The organism is Vibrio sp. VB16 (assembly GCF_015594925.2).
Lineage (GTDB): Bacteria > Pseudomonadota > Gammaproteobacteria > Enterobacterales > Vibrionaceae > Vibrio.
Window position 1 is genome coordinate 567,961 of record NZ_CP087591.1, and the last position, 17,141, is coordinate 585,101.

At 42.6% G+C, this 17,141-nt stretch carries 14 protein-coding genes; 8 read left to right on the top strand and 6 right to left on the bottom strand.

Going from position 1 to position 17,141, the window contains the following annotated elements; all coding sequences use genetic code 11:
* Positions 1-138 precede the first annotated feature (138 nt).
* Positions 139-2,007 carry a methyl-accepting chemotaxis protein gene (locus tag IUZ65_RS19045; RefSeq protein WP_195705604.1) on the top strand — a complete coding sequence of 623 codons (1,869 nt, stop codon included), beginning with the start codon at positions 139-141 and terminating at the stop codon, positions 2,005-2,007.
* A gap of 351 nt (positions 2,008-2,358) precedes the next feature.
* A complete protein-coding gene (gene ggt / locus IUZ65_RS19050) occupies positions 2,359-4,104 on the top strand; it encodes a gamma-glutamyltransferase (protein ID WP_195705605.1) in 1,746 nt (581 codons plus the stop codon).
* Positions 4,105-4,328: 224 nt separating this feature from the next.
* Here the strand turns inward: ggt and IUZ65_RS19055 are convergent, their stop codons facing one another.
* Positions 4,329-4,799 carry a hypothetical protein gene (locus tag IUZ65_RS19055; RefSeq protein WP_195705606.1) on the bottom strand — a complete coding sequence of 157 codons (471 nt, stop codon included), beginning with the start codon at positions 4,797-4,799 and terminating at the stop codon, positions 4,329-4,331.
* Positions 4,800-5,055: 256 nt separating this feature from the next.
* Between IUZ65_RS19055 and IUZ65_RS19060 the strand changes: the two genes are divergently transcribed.
* The 3 genes from IUZ65_RS19060 to IUZ65_RS19070 all read left to right on the top strand — a co-directional run bounded on the left by IUZ65_RS19060 (position 5,056) and on the right by IUZ65_RS19070 (position 8,893).
* The gene (locus IUZ65_RS19060) at positions 5,056-6,852 is read left to right on the top strand and encodes a choice-of-anchor I family protein (protein WP_195705607.1); all 1,797 of its coding nucleotides are present in this window, start codon (positions 5,056-5,058) and stop codon (positions 6,850-6,852) included.
* A gap of 258 nt (positions 6,853-7,110) precedes the next feature.
* Positions 7,111-7,317: a hypothetical protein gene (locus tag IUZ65_RS19065; protein WP_195705608.1), complete on the top strand. Its 207-nt coding sequence runs from the start codon at positions 7,111-7,113 to the stop codon at positions 7,315-7,317.
* A gap of 193 nt (positions 7,318-7,510) precedes the next feature.
* Positions 7,511-8,893: an alkaline phosphatase gene (locus IUZ65_RS19070; protein WP_229638248.1), complete on the top strand. Its 1,383-nt coding sequence runs from the start codon at positions 7,511-7,513 to the stop codon at positions 8,891-8,893.
* A 67-nt stretch (positions 8,894-8,960) separates the two neighbouring features.
* On the opposite strand, the gene fghA is transcribed toward IUZ65_RS19070, so the two are convergent.
* The gene (gene fghA / locus IUZ65_RS19075) at positions 8,961-9,800 is read right to left on the bottom strand and encodes an S-formylglutathione hydrolase (protein ID WP_269213889.1); all 840 of its coding nucleotides are present in this window, start codon (positions 9,798-9,800) and stop codon (positions 8,961-8,963) included.
* A 185-nt stretch (positions 9,801-9,985) separates the two neighbouring features.
* Complete coding sequence (locus IUZ65_RS19080) at positions 9,986-11,110, bottom strand: S-(hydroxymethyl)glutathione dehydrogenase/class III alcohol dehydrogenase (RefSeq protein WP_229638249.1); 1,125 nt, start codon at positions 11,108-11,110, stop codon at positions 9,986-9,988.
* A gap of 303 nt (positions 11,111-11,413) precedes the next feature.
* On the opposite strand from IUZ65_RS19080, the gene IUZ65_RS19085 reads away from it, so the two are divergent.
* Positions 11,414-12,283 carry a LysR substrate-binding domain-containing protein gene (locus IUZ65_RS19085; protein ID WP_195705609.1) on the top strand — a complete coding sequence of 290 codons (870 nt, stop codon included), beginning with the start codon at positions 11,414-11,416 and terminating at the stop codon, positions 12,281-12,283.
* Positions 12,284-12,400: 117 nt separating this feature from the next.
* Here IUZ65_RS19085 and tdh read toward each other — a convergent pair whose 3' ends face one another.
* Together tdh and IUZ65_RS19095 are read right to left on the bottom strand one after the other, a co-directional pair.
* The gene (gene tdh / locus IUZ65_RS19090) at positions 12,401-13,432 is read right to left on the bottom strand and encodes an L-threonine 3-dehydrogenase (protein ID WP_195705610.1); all 1,032 of its coding nucleotides are present in this window, start codon (positions 13,430-13,432) and stop codon (positions 12,401-12,403) included.
* Between the two features lie 40 nt (positions 13,433-13,472).
* A complete protein-coding gene (locus tag IUZ65_RS19095; RefSeq protein ID WP_195705611.1) occupies positions 13,473-14,666 on the bottom strand; it encodes a glycine C-acetyltransferase in 1,194 nt (397 codons plus the stop codon).
* A 119-nt stretch (positions 14,667-14,785) separates the two neighbouring features.
* Here IUZ65_RS19095 and IUZ65_RS19100 point away from each other — a divergent pair, with 119 nt between their 5' ends.
* Positions 14,786-15,703 carry a LysR family transcriptional regulator gene (locus tag IUZ65_RS19100; protein ID WP_195705612.1) on the top strand — a complete coding sequence of 306 codons (918 nt, stop codon included), beginning with the start codon at positions 14,786-14,788 and terminating at the stop codon, positions 15,701-15,703.
* A 10-nt stretch (positions 15,704-15,713) separates the two neighbouring features.
* Positions 15,714-16,097 (top strand): SMU1112c/YaeR family gloxylase I-like metalloprotein, encoded by a 384-nt coding sequence (gene gloA2, locus IUZ65_RS19105; protein ID WP_195705613.1) that lies wholly within the window; start codon positions 15,714-15,716, stop codon positions 16,095-16,097.
* A 6-nt stretch (positions 16,098-16,103) separates the two neighbouring features.
* Here gloA2 and IUZ65_RS19110 read toward each other — a convergent pair whose 3' ends face one another.
* Positions 16,104-17,051 (bottom strand): LysR family transcriptional regulator, encoded by a 948-nt coding sequence (locus IUZ65_RS19110; protein WP_195706443.1) that lies wholly within the window; start codon positions 17,049-17,051, stop codon positions 16,104-16,106.
* Between the last annotated feature and the right edge of the window lie 90 nt (positions 17,052-17,141).

A 17,141-nucleotide genomic window follows, 5' to 3' on the forward strand; every position in this document is an offset into this window, starting at 1 on the left:
CGCTATACTTGTAGGTGTTAGTTAGGCTTTATATAAAAAACAATAATTATATTTACTTGAGCGTACGGGATGGGTTTCTATTCTGTGTAATAAGCTTATTGACGAAAGTCCAAAATACCTTTTTTTAAAGGATTTATTATGAAATTTAGTCACAAAATTGTCGCCGCTTCAACATTATTGATGCTTGTAACTGTTGCGATAGTTACTACGAAGCAAGTTTTTACTACTCAAAACCTCCTTACTGATACCATCATGCATGGGTTAAACAATGCCATGGATAGTGTAAAAAGTAACGTTGCTGAAAAGATCTCCGGACAAAAAGCGCTCGCTATTTATACAACAGAAATGGCTAACGATGATCTAAGCCCCGACGCCATTAAGAAAGTAATTAATAAACCCAGTCTAAAAAAACCTTTCATACTTGTTGGTGCTGGTTTAGAAACAAACGGTAAAGCAATTAGTGGCGACGTTAATTGGGATCCCGGTTCTGCTTGGGATGCCCGCGTTCGTCCTTGGTATAAGGATGCCAAGTCAAATAATGCGCTTATCATCACCGCCCCCTATGCCGATTCTGTTACCAAAGAGATCGTAATCTCAATTGCAACACCATTGAAAAAAAGTGGGCAATTTGTTGGTGCATTGTTCTTTGACGTAAGTCTCGCAAGTTTGGCCGAAACAATAAACCAAGTGAATCTTTTTGATGCGGGGTTCCTATTCATTGTCTCCTCAGATGGAACGATCATTGCTCATCCAAATACCGAATTAAACGGTAAACCATTTTCTGAAATGCATGCTCAAGTAAATATTACTGAAAAGATGCAGATTGTGAACTCAGATGGAAATGAATTAGCTTATGACTTTCGAAAAATACCAGGTATTGACTGGTATGTCGGTTCAGTAATCGACAATGGTATTGCCTTCCAACCTGTTAGTGACATGCGTACAAGCTCTATCATAGTTACCACCATCTCGTTGATAATCAGTATCGGCTTACTGCTTGTGTTGATTGGTAAATTAATGAAACCATTAGGCTCTCTTAATGATGCAATACAAGATGTTGCTACTGGTGACGGTAATTTGACACAACGTTTAGCCACCACCACAGACACCGAATTTGCAGAGCTCGCGAAAGGTTTCAACCTGTTTACAGAGAGTCTACAAGACAAGATAAAGCAACTTAAAGGGATAAGTCACGAGATACTAAAAGGTGCCGAATCAAGTTCTGAAGGCGCGTCTGCGGCGGCGGCGGCGATGACCGAACAGATGCGTGAAATTGAACAGTTAGCTACGGCAATGCATGAAATGGCCACGACTTCTACCGACATGGCTGGTAATGCACAAGGTGCTGCGTCTGCGGCTCAAGAAGCCGATAACGCCACACAAGAAGGCAGTGCTATCGTTAGCCATACGACAGAATCTATTGGCGCGTTATCCGCCAGCATCGACGATGCCGTCATACAAGTAAAATCATTGGAAGATGCTACCGATAGAATTGAAACCGTACTTCAGGTTATTAACGATATCGCAGATCAAACTAATCTGCTTGCGCTCAATGCGGCAATTGAAGCCGCGCGCGCGGGAGACTATGGTCGCGGGTTTGCCGTTGTTGCAGATGAAGTGAGAACATTGGCACAACGAACCCAAGAGTCCACTACCGAAATCCGAACCATGATTGAACAACTACAAGCCGGTGCAGGTGCGGTAGCTAAAGCAATGGGCACAAGTAAAGAGACCGCAGTAACAACCGTAACCCAAGCACAAGAGGCAAATAGCGCACTAGAGCGGATTAGGGACGCCATTCAGCGTATCACCGATATGAATATGCAGATCGCTTCCGCGGCGGAAGAGCAGAGCTTAGTGGCTGAAGAAATAAACTCTAATACTGTGAAGATCAAAGATTTATCAGATCTCGTTGCCAATGCCGCAGGTGAATCTAGTACCGCAATGCAGATTCAAGGCGACAATGTGCGAGAGCAGAATGGTATCTTAGACAAATTTATAGTGTAAGGTTGTTCGCTTCAATAAAAGGGTGAGTAGATATCTACTCACCCTTTTATTTGTAGGAAATACATCCCCAGTTGGGGCCTGTTAAACACTTAAAATATGGCATACATTTTGTTATCTCATTTGACGTTTTCGCTTTGTCATCATGAATGTCTTATTTATGCTAAACACTTCTTTTCAATCTTCTTCTATACTTTCCCCATTCCAGTGCAGTTTGCCTCAAATGAGTAAGACGACTTGAATAATTGTTATTAAAAACAATACAACCCTTTGATTTAAAATAGAGAAAATATGGACCATACTTTGCAAGTATCCGCTTTATTTCAATGGGTTAATATTATAATAAGGGAAACTATGTATAACAAAACATTAACGTCAGTTGGCTTATTTTTTCTTTCCGTTAACGCCAATGCCACCTCGCAAGTGGCGGACTCTGTCGCCCCAGAATTAACCAGCAAAGTAACGGTTAAACAGGCTGTCGTTGCCAATGACTATATGGTCGCGGCAGCAAACCCACTGGCCGCTCAAGCGGGTTATGATGTATTAAAAAATGGAGGTAATGCTGCCGACGCTTTAGTCGCCATACAAACCGTATTAGGTTTAGTTGAGCCACAATCTTCTGGTTTGGGTGGTGGTGCATTTTTAGTTTACTACGATGCAAAATCTAAAAAAATAACCACGTTTGATGGCAGAGAAACGGCCCCTATAGCGGCTCGTCCCGAACTTTTTCAAGACGAAAATGGTAAGCCTTTAAAATTTTATGACGCCGTAGTCGGTGGCCGCTCTGTTGGTACGCCCGGCACGGTAAAGTTACTCGCGACAATGCATGAAAAGTATGGACAAAAGAGTTGGTCCGAATTATTTGTGCCTGCAACAATAATGGCGACAGACGGGTTTACCGTGTCAGAACGATTGGCCTCTTCTATTGCAAAAGATAAGGCGCGCTTGAGCCGCTATCCAGACACCAAAGCCTATTTCTTCACATCCGATGGGCAACCTCTTGCACAAGGCAGCACACTAAAAAATCCGGCCTATGCGAAAACGCTCGCGACTTTAGCAAAAGAAGGGGAAAGTGCCTTTTATCAAGGTCAAATTGCCAAAGATATTGTAGCGAAAGTAACCGGCGTTACAGATAACCCTGGTTATCTATCTCAAGCCGACTTTACTAACTACGCCGTGGTAGAAAGAGAAACCACCTGTGCTCCGTATCGGCAATATGACATCTGCGGCATGGGGCCACCAAGTTCTGGCGCCCTTACTGTCGGCCAAATTATGGGCATCTCAAGCCATTTTGACTTGAGCGCAATGGGACCTGAAGATCCCGTTTCATGGCAGATAATAGGGGATGCTTCTCGATTGGCCTTTGCGGACCGAGGTCGTTATATGGCGGACTCAGATTTTGTACCCGTTCCTGAAGGGTTAGTGGATCCGGATTACCTTGCTAGCCGGTCTTCGTTGATCAAAAAAGGCAGCGCATTAGCAACGGCTGCGGCCGGAAACCCGCCATGGGCGAATAAAATAGCCCTTGCCGATGATCAGTCCATCGAGTTACCAAGCACAACGCATCTAGTGATTGCCGACAAAGAAGGGAACATCGTTTCAATGACCAGTACCGTCGAAAATGGGTTTGGTTCTAGAGTGATGAGCAACGGTTTTATTCTCAACAATGAATTAACGGACTTTTCTTTTGCCACTTATAAAAATGGCTATCCCATTGCGAACCGACTCGAACCGGGAAAGCGCCCTCGTTCTTCTATGGCGCCGACGATCGTGATGAAACAAGGGCAACCTTACATGGCCGTTGGTTCTCCGGGAGGCTCTCGCATTATTGGCTACGTCGCACAGACATTGATCGCACACCTAGATTGGGGAATGGATATACAACAAGCTATAGATATGCCCCATATGGTGAATCGATTTGGCACCTATGACCTTGAACAAGGAACCTCCGCAGAAAGCTTTAAAAAACCATTAGAGAAAATGGGATTCAAGGTTAATATCCGCGACCTAAACTCCGGTCTTCATGCCATTTTATTTAAAGACGGCAAATTGATAGGGGGTGCAGACCCTCGTCGTGAAGGCGTGGCTTTAGGTGATTAACTTCGCCATTAATTGACCATTACTTGATTAAGTGCCGTGAAGTCAGGTTAAGTGACAGGGATAAAAATGGGGCCATTTTCAATAAATTGAACTGGCCCCTATAAAATACCAATCTGGAAAATAACTGGTCAACAAATCGGAGACACTGGAGCCGCCATCCATGGGCATTCTATTGGGCATTTTTAGATAGACTATTCCGCTTAGAATCAAGGTATTCCGTGTGTTTATACTGCGTGGTAATCAATCTTATCAAGCCATTGCTTCGCTGCAATAGCGTCTTCTGTTAGGCTCAATATACATCGCAAAGAATTACTGTGATTGATGCCATTTCTTTCTATCTGAAAAGTATGCACTCCAACTTTTTCGACATGATTATTGACCAAGTCCACCTCTTTACTAACCACTCCAGTTGTCGTTTGCTTAACCAAACTTTTTACTAATCGGATAAACTGTGCCTCCGATTCTTTTACATATTTACTATCTTCGATTGAAGTCGTAATGAGTAACGCTTTCACCTCTTCTTTTTGGCGACAGATATAATAAGCGTAACCGTTTGAATTCATCATGTTATTAGGATCAACTTTAAGCAATTCACTCAGAAAAATACTGCCTTCTTCTACGCTTATTCTACTGCGCACTGGCCTAAGACCAAATTCTGATAAATAACGTGTTGTGCCTTGAATTGTCCAGCCCATGTTTAACCTCCAGTTCCTAATAAAAACGTGATCTAACCATGTAAACTGAGTTGAATATAGTGCGAAATTCACATACTGACATCTCATATATGGAAACAGACGAGTTAACTATTTGTCTTACTGAGGCCACTCTATTGACCAGCATTTGATTTTGGCCTGTCAAGCAAGGTTAATCAATTTGAAACCAATACGTAACATAAAGCACATAAATTAGTCCGGTTAATTTCATTGACTCATTATTATTCAGGGACAATTTATGCAATTCAAAAACCGATTCATATTGGCTTTATCAATGACATTGTTGGCTGCATGTACTTCAACAAATAGCAATAATCCGAAGAGTTCGTCTAAGTTAGGTGTTCAGTGCAAGCCACATTCAATAGTCGAAAATACCGAGATGCCGATTAAAGGCTTAACTTTAGTTGGAACCCATATATCCAACGCACGCTTTGACAAATCAGCCGCAGAAATAGTGAGCTACGATAGCTGTACTGATTCGCTATATGTGGTTAACGCACAAGCTGCGCAAGTGGATGTCTTATTGCTCAACCAAGATGCAAAGCCTATAAATAATGGTGTGATTGATTTACAAAGTGCAGCACTCCATTCAGGTTTAGACATCGGCGCGGCTAACAGCGTAACGACGCACGGTGGTTTAGTGGCCATCGCCGTTGAGAATAAAATCAAGCAACAGAGCGGTATCATTGCCCTATACCGGTCTGACACTTTAGAACTGATCAACACCTACACGGCGGGTGCATTACCCGATATGGTGAGCTTTTCAAAAGACGGTCGTTATCTCGCTTCCGCGAATGAAGGCGAACCAAACTCTGATTACAGCGTTGATCCAGAGGGCAGCGTCACACTTGTCGATTTAAGTGATGGACCAATGAACGCCAGTGTGACTCAAATTAATTTCCAAGCATTTAATTCAGAAAACTCACGTTTTAACGAATTGTCGGAAACGGTTCGAATTTCAGCGCCAAATGCCTCTGTTGCTCAAGACTTAGAACCCGAATTCTTAACGTTTGCCGACAACGGTAAGTTATATGTCGCGCTTCAAGAGAACAATGCGATCGCGGTAATTGATGTGGCAAATGCGGAAATCGATAAAATTTTTGGCCTTGGCGGGAAATCATGGTCCAACGCTCAATTGGATGCCTCTAATAAAGATAAGAAAGCGGGGAACTTGAAAAGCTATCCGATGTTAGAAGGACTATACATGCCTGATAGCATCACCAGTTACACTGTCAACGGCAAAACCTATATTTTGACCGCTAATGAAGGTGATGGTCGAGAGTATGGATTTGATACCACCCAAAAAAACTGCGATATGAAAAGTTATCAATGGGATGAAGATGATTTTTCAAACACAGATAAATACAATTCGGCAGAAGGATTTTGTATTGCTTATGTCGACGAGGTCAGGGGCAAGAACTTAAACATCGACGAGAACCACCCCCTTTCTGTGGCACTTAAAGACAAGACACAACTGGGGCGTTTAAAGATCCTCAACGACAAGAATATCTCGCAAGGCAAAGCTATTTCCATTGATGAAACAGTATATACGTACGGTGCTAGGTCATTCTCTATATTTAGTGAATCGGGCCGTCTTGTATACGACAGTGGTGATGAATTTGCTCACATCGCACTACGTGAAAATGGCGAACATTTTAATAGCACAAACGATAGTAATCAGAGTGGTGACGATCGTAGTGATGATAAAGGCTCAGAACCAGAAGCGATCGAAACCGCAAATATAAACAGTCGCCAGTATGCCTTTATAGGTTTAGAACGTCAGGGGGGCATTATGATTTACGACGTAAGTAACCCAGAGAAGCCAACGTTTAATCACTATGTCAATAATCGACATTACAATGAAGGAGTATGTACAGCAATAGACGACGGCAATTGTGACAACGGAAAATACAACATGAAAGCAGGTGACTTGGGACCAGAATCGATTAAATATTTCCAACGAAATGGGCAACATTACTTGGCCGTTGGTAATGAAGTGAGTGGTACAACTTCTGTTTATAGAATGGAATTTTAGCGATTTCTAACAACCTACCCCATCTTCAAATAAAAGCCCTTTTACCAGTAATGCTGTTAACTTAAGACATCAAATTCCGTCATCCTCACGAAAGTGGGGATCTAAACCCACCCAGATTCCCGTTTTCACGGGAATGACGACGAATACTTTTTCTTAAGTGAACGGCATTACCCTTTTACCAGGGCTTTTTTGCTTTCGTCATTCCGACAAAATGATAAGCTACTGCCTACATTTTTATAACGGCTGACCTCAATCAAAATGAACAAAAACTCTATTTTTACCTTATTTCTTTGCACGACTCTATTTGCATGCTCCGCTACTCAAAAAGAGCAGATAAAAAAAGACGCCAATGAAGTAGGAAAGGCAACCAAAGAAGCCACAACAGCTATTGGCCACGCTACGCGAGACGCAACTCGTGAAACCGGCCATTTCTTCCGAGATTTGTCCAAAGAGATCACAGAATAAGACGTGACTTCGCATTCAATTTCAACAGCATTAAACAAAGTATTCTATCAATTGATATTTCATGCTAACTATGTGATTTTGATATCATATCTATATGTGATCTTCAGAGAAAATACGGGTTCTTTCGAATATCGACCGTATTTTGACCTTTTTGTGTTAAAGGTTTTATTTTTTTAGTTGAAGGGCACCATTTATGAAATTGAAAACCATCGCTTTAGCCACAATCACCGCATTGGCAAGCTCTAACTACGTTATGGCCGCACCAGATTTTGCACAAGCTCAAGCAGAAACGATTAGACCCAAAAACGTCATTATTTTTATAGGTGATGGCATGGGTTTAGGACAAATTGAAATCGCTCGTCATATGGAATATGGCAAAGACGGTTCTCATTTCATTGAATCATTACCCAATGTTGCTTTAGTTAAAACATACTCAGCAAATAATCAAGTCACTGATTCCGCCGCCGCTGGTACTGCCATTGCAACAAGCGTGAAAACAAACAACAGTGCTATTGGGGTTGATCCTCAAGGCGTCGAAGTTGATAGTATTTTAGATGACTTCCAAAAAGCAGGCCGCAAGGTGGGCGTTATTTCAACTAATACCGTAACGGATGCGACGCCAGCAGCATTTACAGCAAGTGTTGCTGACCGTTATCAAGGCCAACCGGCTGCGGCACGTCAAATGCTAGAGCATGAGTATGATGTTTTATTAGGTGGCGGTTCAAAGTATTTTGGTCCTAAAAAACAAGATGGTGTCGATTTATTGCCAAAATTTGAAGAAACGGGCTATACCATCGTAAAAGATAAAGACCAGCTCGCGGCGGTTAAAGGCGTGGACAAACTTTTGGGTCTATTCAATCCAACTTATATGAACTATAAATTGGATCGTGATGACTTAAATAGTAACGAACCAAGCTTAGAATTGATGACCGAAAAAGCGATAGATGTCCTTAACAAAGATAAAGATGGATTCTTCCTTATGGTTGAAGGCGCTCGAATTGATCACGCCGCACATGCCGCCGATATTACCGGTGTCTGGCAAGAATTTATGGAGTTTGACCGCACTATCAAACAAACCGTAAATTGGGCTAAAGATCGCAATGACACACTAATTGTTGTATTGGCCGACCATGAAACCATGGGCTTATCTGTTACCGAACCAATGGACATTGCAGGTTTAAAAAACATCACTGTTTCACCTGAATTTATGGCAGGAAAACTCGTTAAAGCGGCCGATGGCAAAAGTTTTGAACCCGATTCAATTAAAGCCGTATTCAAAGAATACGCAGGCTTTGAAGTGACCGATGAACAAGTTGTTGAATTAAATTCTCACGTAATGGGTAAGAAAGGGAAGTTGAAGTATCAATACAAACTCGGTTGGGAAATTGGTTCAATGGTCGCCGCTCACTACCAAGCTGGTGCTATCGATCGTGCGGTTAGAGAAGCCTCTAGCACTGGTGGTCACTCAGCGAACATGATTCCATTATTCGCAACAGGTCCTGGTTCTCAATACTTCGAAGGTGTCTTAAACAATACAGATGTACCAAAGCTCATTCGTAGTCTTACTCAGAAATAATTTGTAAGAAAACAAAAGCCTCAACAGGATAGTTTTCCAGTTGAGGCTTTTTTCGGTCAATTAGCCGCTACTTATTAAGATATTCCGCGTGAAAACGCAGATGGTTTTCAATAAAGCTCGCGATAAAATAGTAGCTATGATCATAGCCATCACGGTAATTAACTTTTAACGGGTACCCTTTTTCCGTAGCAACAGATTCTAAATACTCCGTTTTTAGCTGTTCATTTAGGAACTCATCCGCTACGCCTTGATCAACCAAAGCAGGAACAAAGTCGACCGCCTCGCCAAGTAAAATACTCGCATCATACTCACGCCATTCCACTGTATCTCGCCCAAGATAGGCAGAAAAAGCCTTTTTACCCCAAGGTACTATAGACGGATGACAGATCGGACTAAAAGCCGAAACCGATTGATAGGCACCTGCATTTCGTAATGCAATAACAAGTGCACCGTGTCCGCCCATAGAGTGCCCTGCGATTGAACGCTTATCTGTCACTGGAAACGTCGATTCAATCAATTGTGGTAGCTCTTCAAGTACATAGTCATACATATGATAATGTCTACTCCACGGTTCTTGGGTAGCATTAAGATAGAAACCAGCACCTTTGCCAAGATCGTAGCTGTCTGCATCTGCCACATCTTCACCACGCGGGCTCGTATCTGGCGCAACAATCGCAATCCCAAGCTCAGACGCCAGAGATTGCACTCCCGATTTCTGCATGAAATTTTCATCGGTACAGGTCAGTCCCGACAACCAATACAAAACTGGAACTTTCTCACCATTTGACGCCTGTGGTGGCAAATAGATAGCAAATTGCATCTGACAATTTAGTACTTTCGAATGGTGGCTATAGCGTTTATGCCAGCCACCAAAACTCTTATTCACGCTGATATTTTCAATCGCCACTTTTCTAATACCATATTAAGTTAGTTTGTGATCAATATCGAAGTAACTCCGCAGACCGCTCAAGACCTCCCTGTACGCTTAGCAATAGGCTTCCTTGCCCATTGATGTCTGCTCCATTACATCCATATTCCTGAACAGTTAATTTTTCCGATTGGTATAACTTCTGAGCTAGCTTTAATTTATGATTAAAAATGAATAACAGTTCGAATACTCTTGCCTTCATGCATAAGGTCAAACGCTTCATTCACCTTATCTAGGCTCATCGTATGAGTAATAAAGTCATTAAGCTTAAACTCGCCTGCCATATAGCGTTCTACATAGTCAGGTAGTTCCGTGCGACCTTTAACGCCACCAAACGCAGACCCTCTCCATACACGACCTGTTACGAGTTGGAATGGACGGGTAGAAATCTCCTGACCTGCCCCTGCAACACCAATCACGACAGACTCTCCCCATCCTTTATGACAACACTCGAGCGCAGATCGCATTACGTTGACGTTACCAATACACTCAAAAGAGTAGTCAACACCACCATCGGTTAACTCCACAATGACATCCTGAATAGGTTGATCATAATCTTTCGGGTTGATGCAATCAGTCGCACCTAATTTCCGAGCAAGCTCAAACTTACTTTCGTTAATATCGATAACAATGATTCGTGAAGCTTTAGCCATCGTTGCACCGATTACCGCTGACAATCCAATACCACCCATACCAAAAATCGCGACGGTTGCACCCTCTTCAACTTTCGCCGTATTCATTACTGCACCCATCCCAGTGGTCACACCACAACCAAGCAAACAAACCTCTTCAAGGGGCGCTTCAGGGTTTACTTTCGCAAGAGAGATCTCAGGTAAAACGGTATATTCAGAGAACGTCGAGGTTCCCATATAGTGGAAAATCTTAACTCCGTCTTTTGAAAAACGTGTCGTACCATCCGGCATAAGACCCTTACCCTGAGTCTCACGGATTTTTTGACAAAGGTTGGTCTTACCAGATTTACAGAATTTACATTCGCCACATTCTGGTGTGTAAAGCGGAATAACATGGTCACCAATTTGAACGCTAGTAACACCTTCGCCAATTGACTCAACGATACCGCCGCCTTCATGGCCCAGAATACATGGGAAAATACCCTCAGGGTCTTCACCTGAAAGGGTAAAGGCATCGGTATGACATACACCCGTCGCAATCATCTTTATTCGAACTTCACCTTTTTGAGGTGGCATAACATCGACTATTTCCATCGATAGAGGTTCACCTACAGCCCATGCAACGGCGGCTTTGGATTTTATTGTTTGTGCTGTCATATTGATATCCTTAATTTGATCGCTGAAAGCGTCTGGTCGTATTGCGTTCTCTAAAAGTATAGACACATTATAGTCTTCATTTTTGAGAGTGATAATCCCACGTCCATGAAAATCACTTTTACTATATGGTAATAATAAACATGACCAATACCAAACTTTCAAATTGCACATTATTATAATATTATTATTTATCAATGCTTTAATATATTTCACCTATTTTCACATCATCTCTTGTTGATTACAGTTATGATAAGCTAGACCATAGTCACTAGTCAGCGCCAAAATAATTACTGAGGGGTAATAATGTTTAACTGGGAAGGGGTAAACGAATTTGTCGCCGTAACAGAGGCGGAAAGCTTCACCAAAGCCGCAAAACGCCTTGGTATATCAACGGCCCAAGTTAGCCGACAAATCAGCGCGCTAGAAACGAGGTTGGCGACCAAACTCTTCCACCGTACAACGCGTAAAGTGTCGGTAACCGAAGTTGGGATGATCTATTATCAACACTGTCGTCAGGTGCTTGACGGGTTGGAAGATGCTGAGCGCGCCATCACCCATTTGCAGAGTGCACCCAGAGGTTTGTTGAAGATTACCGCACCTATCACCTACGGTGAAAAAACAATCGCGCCTTTGATTAATGATTTCATGAGCAAATATCCCGAACTAAAGGTAAACATAAACCTGACTAATCAAAAACTTGATTTAGTCGATGAAGGGTATGATCTAGCGATTCGATTGGGCCCACTAGAAGATTCAAGCATGATGGCGAAAAGACTCGGGGCACGAACCCAATATGTCTGCGCGTCCACAGGTTACTTGTCTACCTTTGGTATTCCCCACTCTTTATCAGAATTGGATCAACATAACTGCTTAGTAGGGACGCTGGAATACTGGCGATTTCAAGACTCTGGAAAACCCAAAAATATCAAGATTAAAGGCAATTTGGTTTGTAATAGCGGTCACGCGCTCGTTGATGCTGCCATTAAAGGGTTAGGCATCATCCAGTTACCTGATTACTACGTTTTACCTCATATAGAAGAGGGAAGACTAACCCAGATATTAGAACAAAATCGCTCCCCTGATGAAGCCATTTCAGCGCTCTATCCTAATAATCGACATCTGTCCCCAAAGGTAAGGGTGTTGTTAGATTACTTGGAGAAAGCGTTAGAATAGAACAATACGGGAGCTGATCAATAAAAACTGACGACGTTCTTTGTAAAGCAGCGTCTTCAAACACACAAAAACGAAAAAGGGACCAAAAAGGTCCCTTAGTAATTTACTGAATTCCTGCTATTCCCAATCTAGAATAACTTTCCCAGACTGCCCACTACGCATGGTGTCGAAGCCTTTTTGGAAGTCATTAATCTTGTAGTGATGTGTGATAATTGGGGTAAGATCTAAGCCGGACTGTATCAAACTGGCCATTTTGTACCAGGTTTCAAACATCTCACGACCATAGATTCCTTTTATAACCATCCCTTTAAAAATAACCTGATTCCAATCTATTCCCATATCTTTAGGTGGAATGCCAAGTAGTGCAATTCGTCCACCGTGGTTCATTGCATGCAACATGCTGTTGAATGCAGAAGGGTTGCCCGACATCTCTAAGCCAACATCAAATCCTTCCGTCATTTCTAACTCAGCCATCACCTCTTCAAGGTTTTGATTGGCAACATTGACGGCTCGAGTTACGCCCATCTTCTGCGCTAATTCCAAGCGGTATTCATTGACATCAGTAATAACAACATGACGAGCACCAACATGTTTGGCTACGGCAGCCGCCATAATACCAATAGGCCCAGCCCCCGTGATAAGAACATCTTCTCCGACAAGATCAAACGATAAAGCCGTATGAATAGCGTTACCAAATGGGTCAAATATCGATGCCAAATCATCCGAAATGCTATCTGGAATTTTAAATGCGTTGAACGCGGGTATCACGAGGAACTCAGAGAATGCACCCGTACGGTTAACGCCGACACCCACCGTATTTCTGCATAGATGAGTTCGTCCACCACGACAGTTACGACAATGCCCACACGTAATATGTCCTTCACCAGAAACACGGTCGCCAAGTGAAAAACCACGTACCTCTTGGCCAACGCCAACCACTTCACCGACGTACTCATGTCCAACAACCATAGGGACAGGGATCGTACTTTGCGACCAATCATCCCAGTTGTAGATGTGTACATCCGTTCCGCATATTGCCGTTTTCTTAATTCGTATCAACAGATCATTATGACCCATCTCTGGCTTATCTACTTCGGTAAGCCAAATACCTTCTTCAGGTTTTAGTTTTGCCAGTGCTTTAATTTTCATACTTAAATCTCTCAAGATACGTTGGGCTATTGCCACCGACTTAGATAATCGCCATCTCTTTACCGACCAGAATAAAGGCATCAATCGCTTTATCTAACTCTTCACGATTATGTGCTGCAGACATCTGAGTACGGATACGAGCCTGCCCTTTTGGTACGACAGGGAATGAGAAACCAACCACATAAATACCTTTTTCTAGGGATCGCTCAGCAAACTCGGCTGCGACCTTCGCATCACCAAGCATGATTGGAATAATCGCGTGGTCAGCGCCTCCCATAGTAAAGCCAGCGCCTTCCATACGAGTTCGGAAATGGGCCGCGTTTTCCCATAAATTGTCACGCAACTCTCCGCTTTCGGCTAAAAGGGCCAGCACGCGAATAGACGCTGAAACGATTGCTGGTGCAACGGAATTGGAAAACAGATATGGACGTGAACGTTGACGTAACCAATCCACGACTTCTTTTTTCCCGGAAGTATAACCACCAGATGCCCCACCCATCGCTTTACCTAATGTGCCGGTAATTATGTCAATTCGGTCAATCACATCATGATGTTCATGGGTTCCACGACCGTTTGCACCCATAAAACCAACTGCGTGAGAATCATCAACCATCACGAGGGCATTGTATTTATCGGCTAAGTCACAAATTGCAGGAAGATTAGCGACAACACCATCCATAGAGAAAACCCCGTCAGTTACGATCATTTTATGACGAGCACCCGCCTTATCGGCATCGATAAGTTGTTGCTCTAGTTCTTGCATATTGTTGTTGGCATAACGAAAACGCATCGCTTTACATAGGCGAACACCATCGATGATAGAAGCATGGTTTAGTGCGTCGGATATTATCGCGTCTTCTTTACCTAAAATGGTCTCAAAAAGGCCCGTGTTCGCATCAAAACATGAGGTGTATAGGATCGTATCTTCTTTGCCTAAGAATTCTGACAGCTTCTGTTCCAGTACTTTATGTGAGTCTTGGGTACCACAGATAAAACGAACAGATGCCATACCGAAACCGTGTTCATCCATGCCATCTTTTGCGGCCTGTATAAGATCGGGGTGATTCGCCAATCCAAGATAATTGTTCGCACAAAAATTCAGCACTTCTTCTCCAGTAGAGATAGAAACAGCGGCCTTTTGAGCAGAAGTAATGATACGTTCAGACTTATACAGTCCTTCTTCTTTTACTTCTTCAATCTGTTGATTTATCTGATCATAAAATGCTGAAGACATGTTTGTATTCCTTGCTGAAAATGATGTATTTGTAGTGTAAAACTATTCTAACTGAAAGCGATAAAGACTATTATCCCTCTACATGGAAAAACATTAATGAACCACAGGCACAAATAACGATGATTTCTAATAAGTTGATCACACTTCTTCCTGATCTTGCTGTCTTTATTCTAGTCGAGCAGGAGAAAAGTTTTACTGCTGCAGCAAAGAAACTCAATGTAACGCCTTCTGCACTGAGTAAAACGATAACCCGCTTAGAAAAAGCGCTATCGGTAAAACTGTTTGAAAGAACTACACGAAAATTGCTCATCACCGAGGCGGGTAAAAAAATCTATGAAGAGTGCATCACCATGGTGAACTCCGCACAACAAGCGATTGAACTATCGACAGAAGACCATAACCACCCTAGTGGACCCATTACCGTCGCCGCACCTGAAGCATTTCTCAATTCGGTTTTGCAACCTTTTGTTATTCCTTTTTTGAAAAAATACCCTGATATACAATTAAAACTTCGCGCAGCAGATGGCGACATTGATATCTTTAAAAACGGTATAGATATTGTTTTTCGGCTCACGGATAAACCCGATGAAAATTTAGTATTAAAAGAGATGGGTAAAACAAATCTGGTCTTGTGTGCCAGTCGTGACTATCTGACCAACAAAGGTTACCCAACTCATCCCAATCAACTGGTTGAACATGATTGCCTTTATCTTGGTGAAACTGACAACGACCATATCTGGAGTTTTGTTAAGGACGATGAGTTACACCGGATCCCGGTTTCAGGCCGTTACGCGGTAAACCATTCACAAATGCGGCTCAATGGGGTTAAGAATAGTTTAGGTATTGGTATATTCCATGATTTTGTTATTCAAGAAGCAATACGGTCTGGTGAGGTAGAGGAAGTACTCAGTGACTGGACGATAAAAGGCAATTATCATGGCATGATTGCTCTTCAGTTCGCTCAAACCAAATATATGCCCGCTCGATTTCGTGTATTCATCGATTATGCGATGGAACATTTTCTCATCGCCAACTAGGAGAACAACTGTGCTTAAACGAATTCATCACACTGCTATTATCTGTTCAGATTATGAGGTATCAAAACGGTTTTATACTCACGTTCTGGGTCTAGAAGTGATCGCAGAAAACTACCGTGCTCACCGAGATTCCTACAAACTGGACCTTGCGCTACCAGATGGTGGACAGATCGAGTTATTCTCATTCCCTAATGCCCCTAAACGCCCCGATACACCAGAAGCTCAAGGGTTAAGGCATCTGGCGTTTGTGGTCGATTCCGTAGAAAAAATCAAATGCGAGCTAGAGGCGAAAGGTATCGAAGTCGAATCGATTCGTATTGACGAGTATACAGGCAAAGCATTTACCTTTTTTAAAGATCCGGACGGGTTACCATTAGAGCTTTATCAAGCATAGCGAATATTAGTCCACCACCCCTTTCCAATGGTATTGATTCGCCAGTCGATTAAGGGTCTGCACCTCTTTATCTGTTTCAATTTTTAGCCATTCAATCAGTTCCTCAACGATGGGTGATTTAGTACGATAGTGACAAAAATACTGCCAAGGACTGTATTGAACTGGCGCACCTTCTGGGCATATTAAATACCCGTACTCCAGTTCAGGTAGAACCAACAAAAGATCGGTCACTGTAACACCCTGACCAGATAAGCAGGCACTGAGTGCCATATCCAAGGTTAAGAATGTGGTATCTCTTGTCTTTGAAGAGTGAACATAGTGGGTATTTCTCAGCCATGTGATCCAGTCATAATGGTCCATCGTTGGATGAAGCCTAGGCATCTGAATAATTGCCTCTATGTCGGCTTGGTCCGACACCAATTGTTGCGCACAAACTGGAGCCATAAACTCTTCTCGCAAGTACAATACATCGAGGTTATCCGTATAAAGCGAACCACGACGAGTATTGAATATCAGTAAATCGTATTCACTCGCGTTAACACTTTCGTCTTCATCCATGCTAGGGATCACGACGATCTCGTAGCCGGGAAACTTCTCGTGTAGCTGCTGTACCTTGGGAATAAGCGAACGTGTTGCGTAACTCAGCGCGGCCTTTATAACGATTTTTTTCTGATTACTTTGTTTCCAAGAAGCAATTAAAGCTTCTAGAGCTAGATAATTCTTTTCCAACACGGAATAAAGCGCCTGTCCTTTTAATGTCAGTTCAATTGAGCGATTTCTTCTAATGATTAGAGATTCATTAAGATCATCCTCAAGCTGTTTGACCTGTCGACTGACAGCACTTTGAGTAACGTGTAGCTCTTTTGCTGCTAAGGTAAAGCTCATAAGCCTCGCTACAGATTCAAAAACCTGTAGACCTTTATGAGAATAGGGAATTTGGGGATAAGGTGACATAGTTATTCGCATGAGTTCATGTAATGTCAGCATGGCACAAATGTCAATTGAACGCTAGCCTTGAAAACGTTACTTTGTGTTACATAACAC

Coding starts and splice junctions, on each gene's coding strand:
- IUZ65_RS19045 (WP_195705604.1), top strand. CDS start 139: ATGAAATTTAGTCACAAAATTGTCGCCGCTTCAACATTATTGATGCTT.
- ggt (WP_195705605.1), top strand. CDS start 2,359: ATGTATAACAAAACATTAACGTCAGTTGGCTTATTTTTTCTTTCCGTT.
- IUZ65_RS19055 (WP_195705606.1), bottom strand. CDS start 4,799: ATGGGCTGGACAATTCAAGGCACAACACGTTATTTATCAGAATTTGGT.
- IUZ65_RS19060 (WP_195705607.1), top strand. CDS start 5,056: ATGCAATTCAAAAACCGATTCATATTGGCTTTATCAATGACATTGTTG.
- IUZ65_RS19065 (WP_195705608.1), top strand. CDS start 7,111: ATGAACAAAAACTCTATTTTTACCTTATTTCTTTGCACGACTCTATTT.
- IUZ65_RS19070 (WP_229638248.1), top strand. CDS start 7,511: ATGAAATTGAAAACCATCGCTTTAGCCACAATCACCGCATTGGCAAGC.
- IUZ65_RS19080 (WP_229638249.1), bottom strand. CDS start 11,110: ATGACAGCACAAACAATAAAATCCAAAGCCGCCGTTGCATGGGCTGTA.
- IUZ65_RS19085 (WP_195705609.1), top strand. CDS start 11,414: ATGTTTAACTGGGAAGGGGTAAACGAATTTGTCGCCGTAACAGAGGCG.
- tdh (WP_195705610.1), bottom strand. CDS start 13,432: ATGAAAATTAAAGCACTGGCAAAACTAAAACCTGAAGAAGGTATTTGG.
- IUZ65_RS19095 (WP_195705611.1), bottom strand. CDS start 14,666: ATGTCTTCAGCATTTTATGATCAGATAAATCAACAGATTGAAGAAGTA.
- IUZ65_RS19100 (WP_195705612.1), top strand. CDS start 14,786: ATGATTTCTAATAAGTTGATCACACTTCTTCCTGATCTTGCTGTCTTT.
- IUZ65_RS19110 (WP_195706443.1), bottom strand. CDS start 17,051: ATGTCACCTTATCCCCAAATTCCCTATTCTCATAAAGGTCTACAGGTT.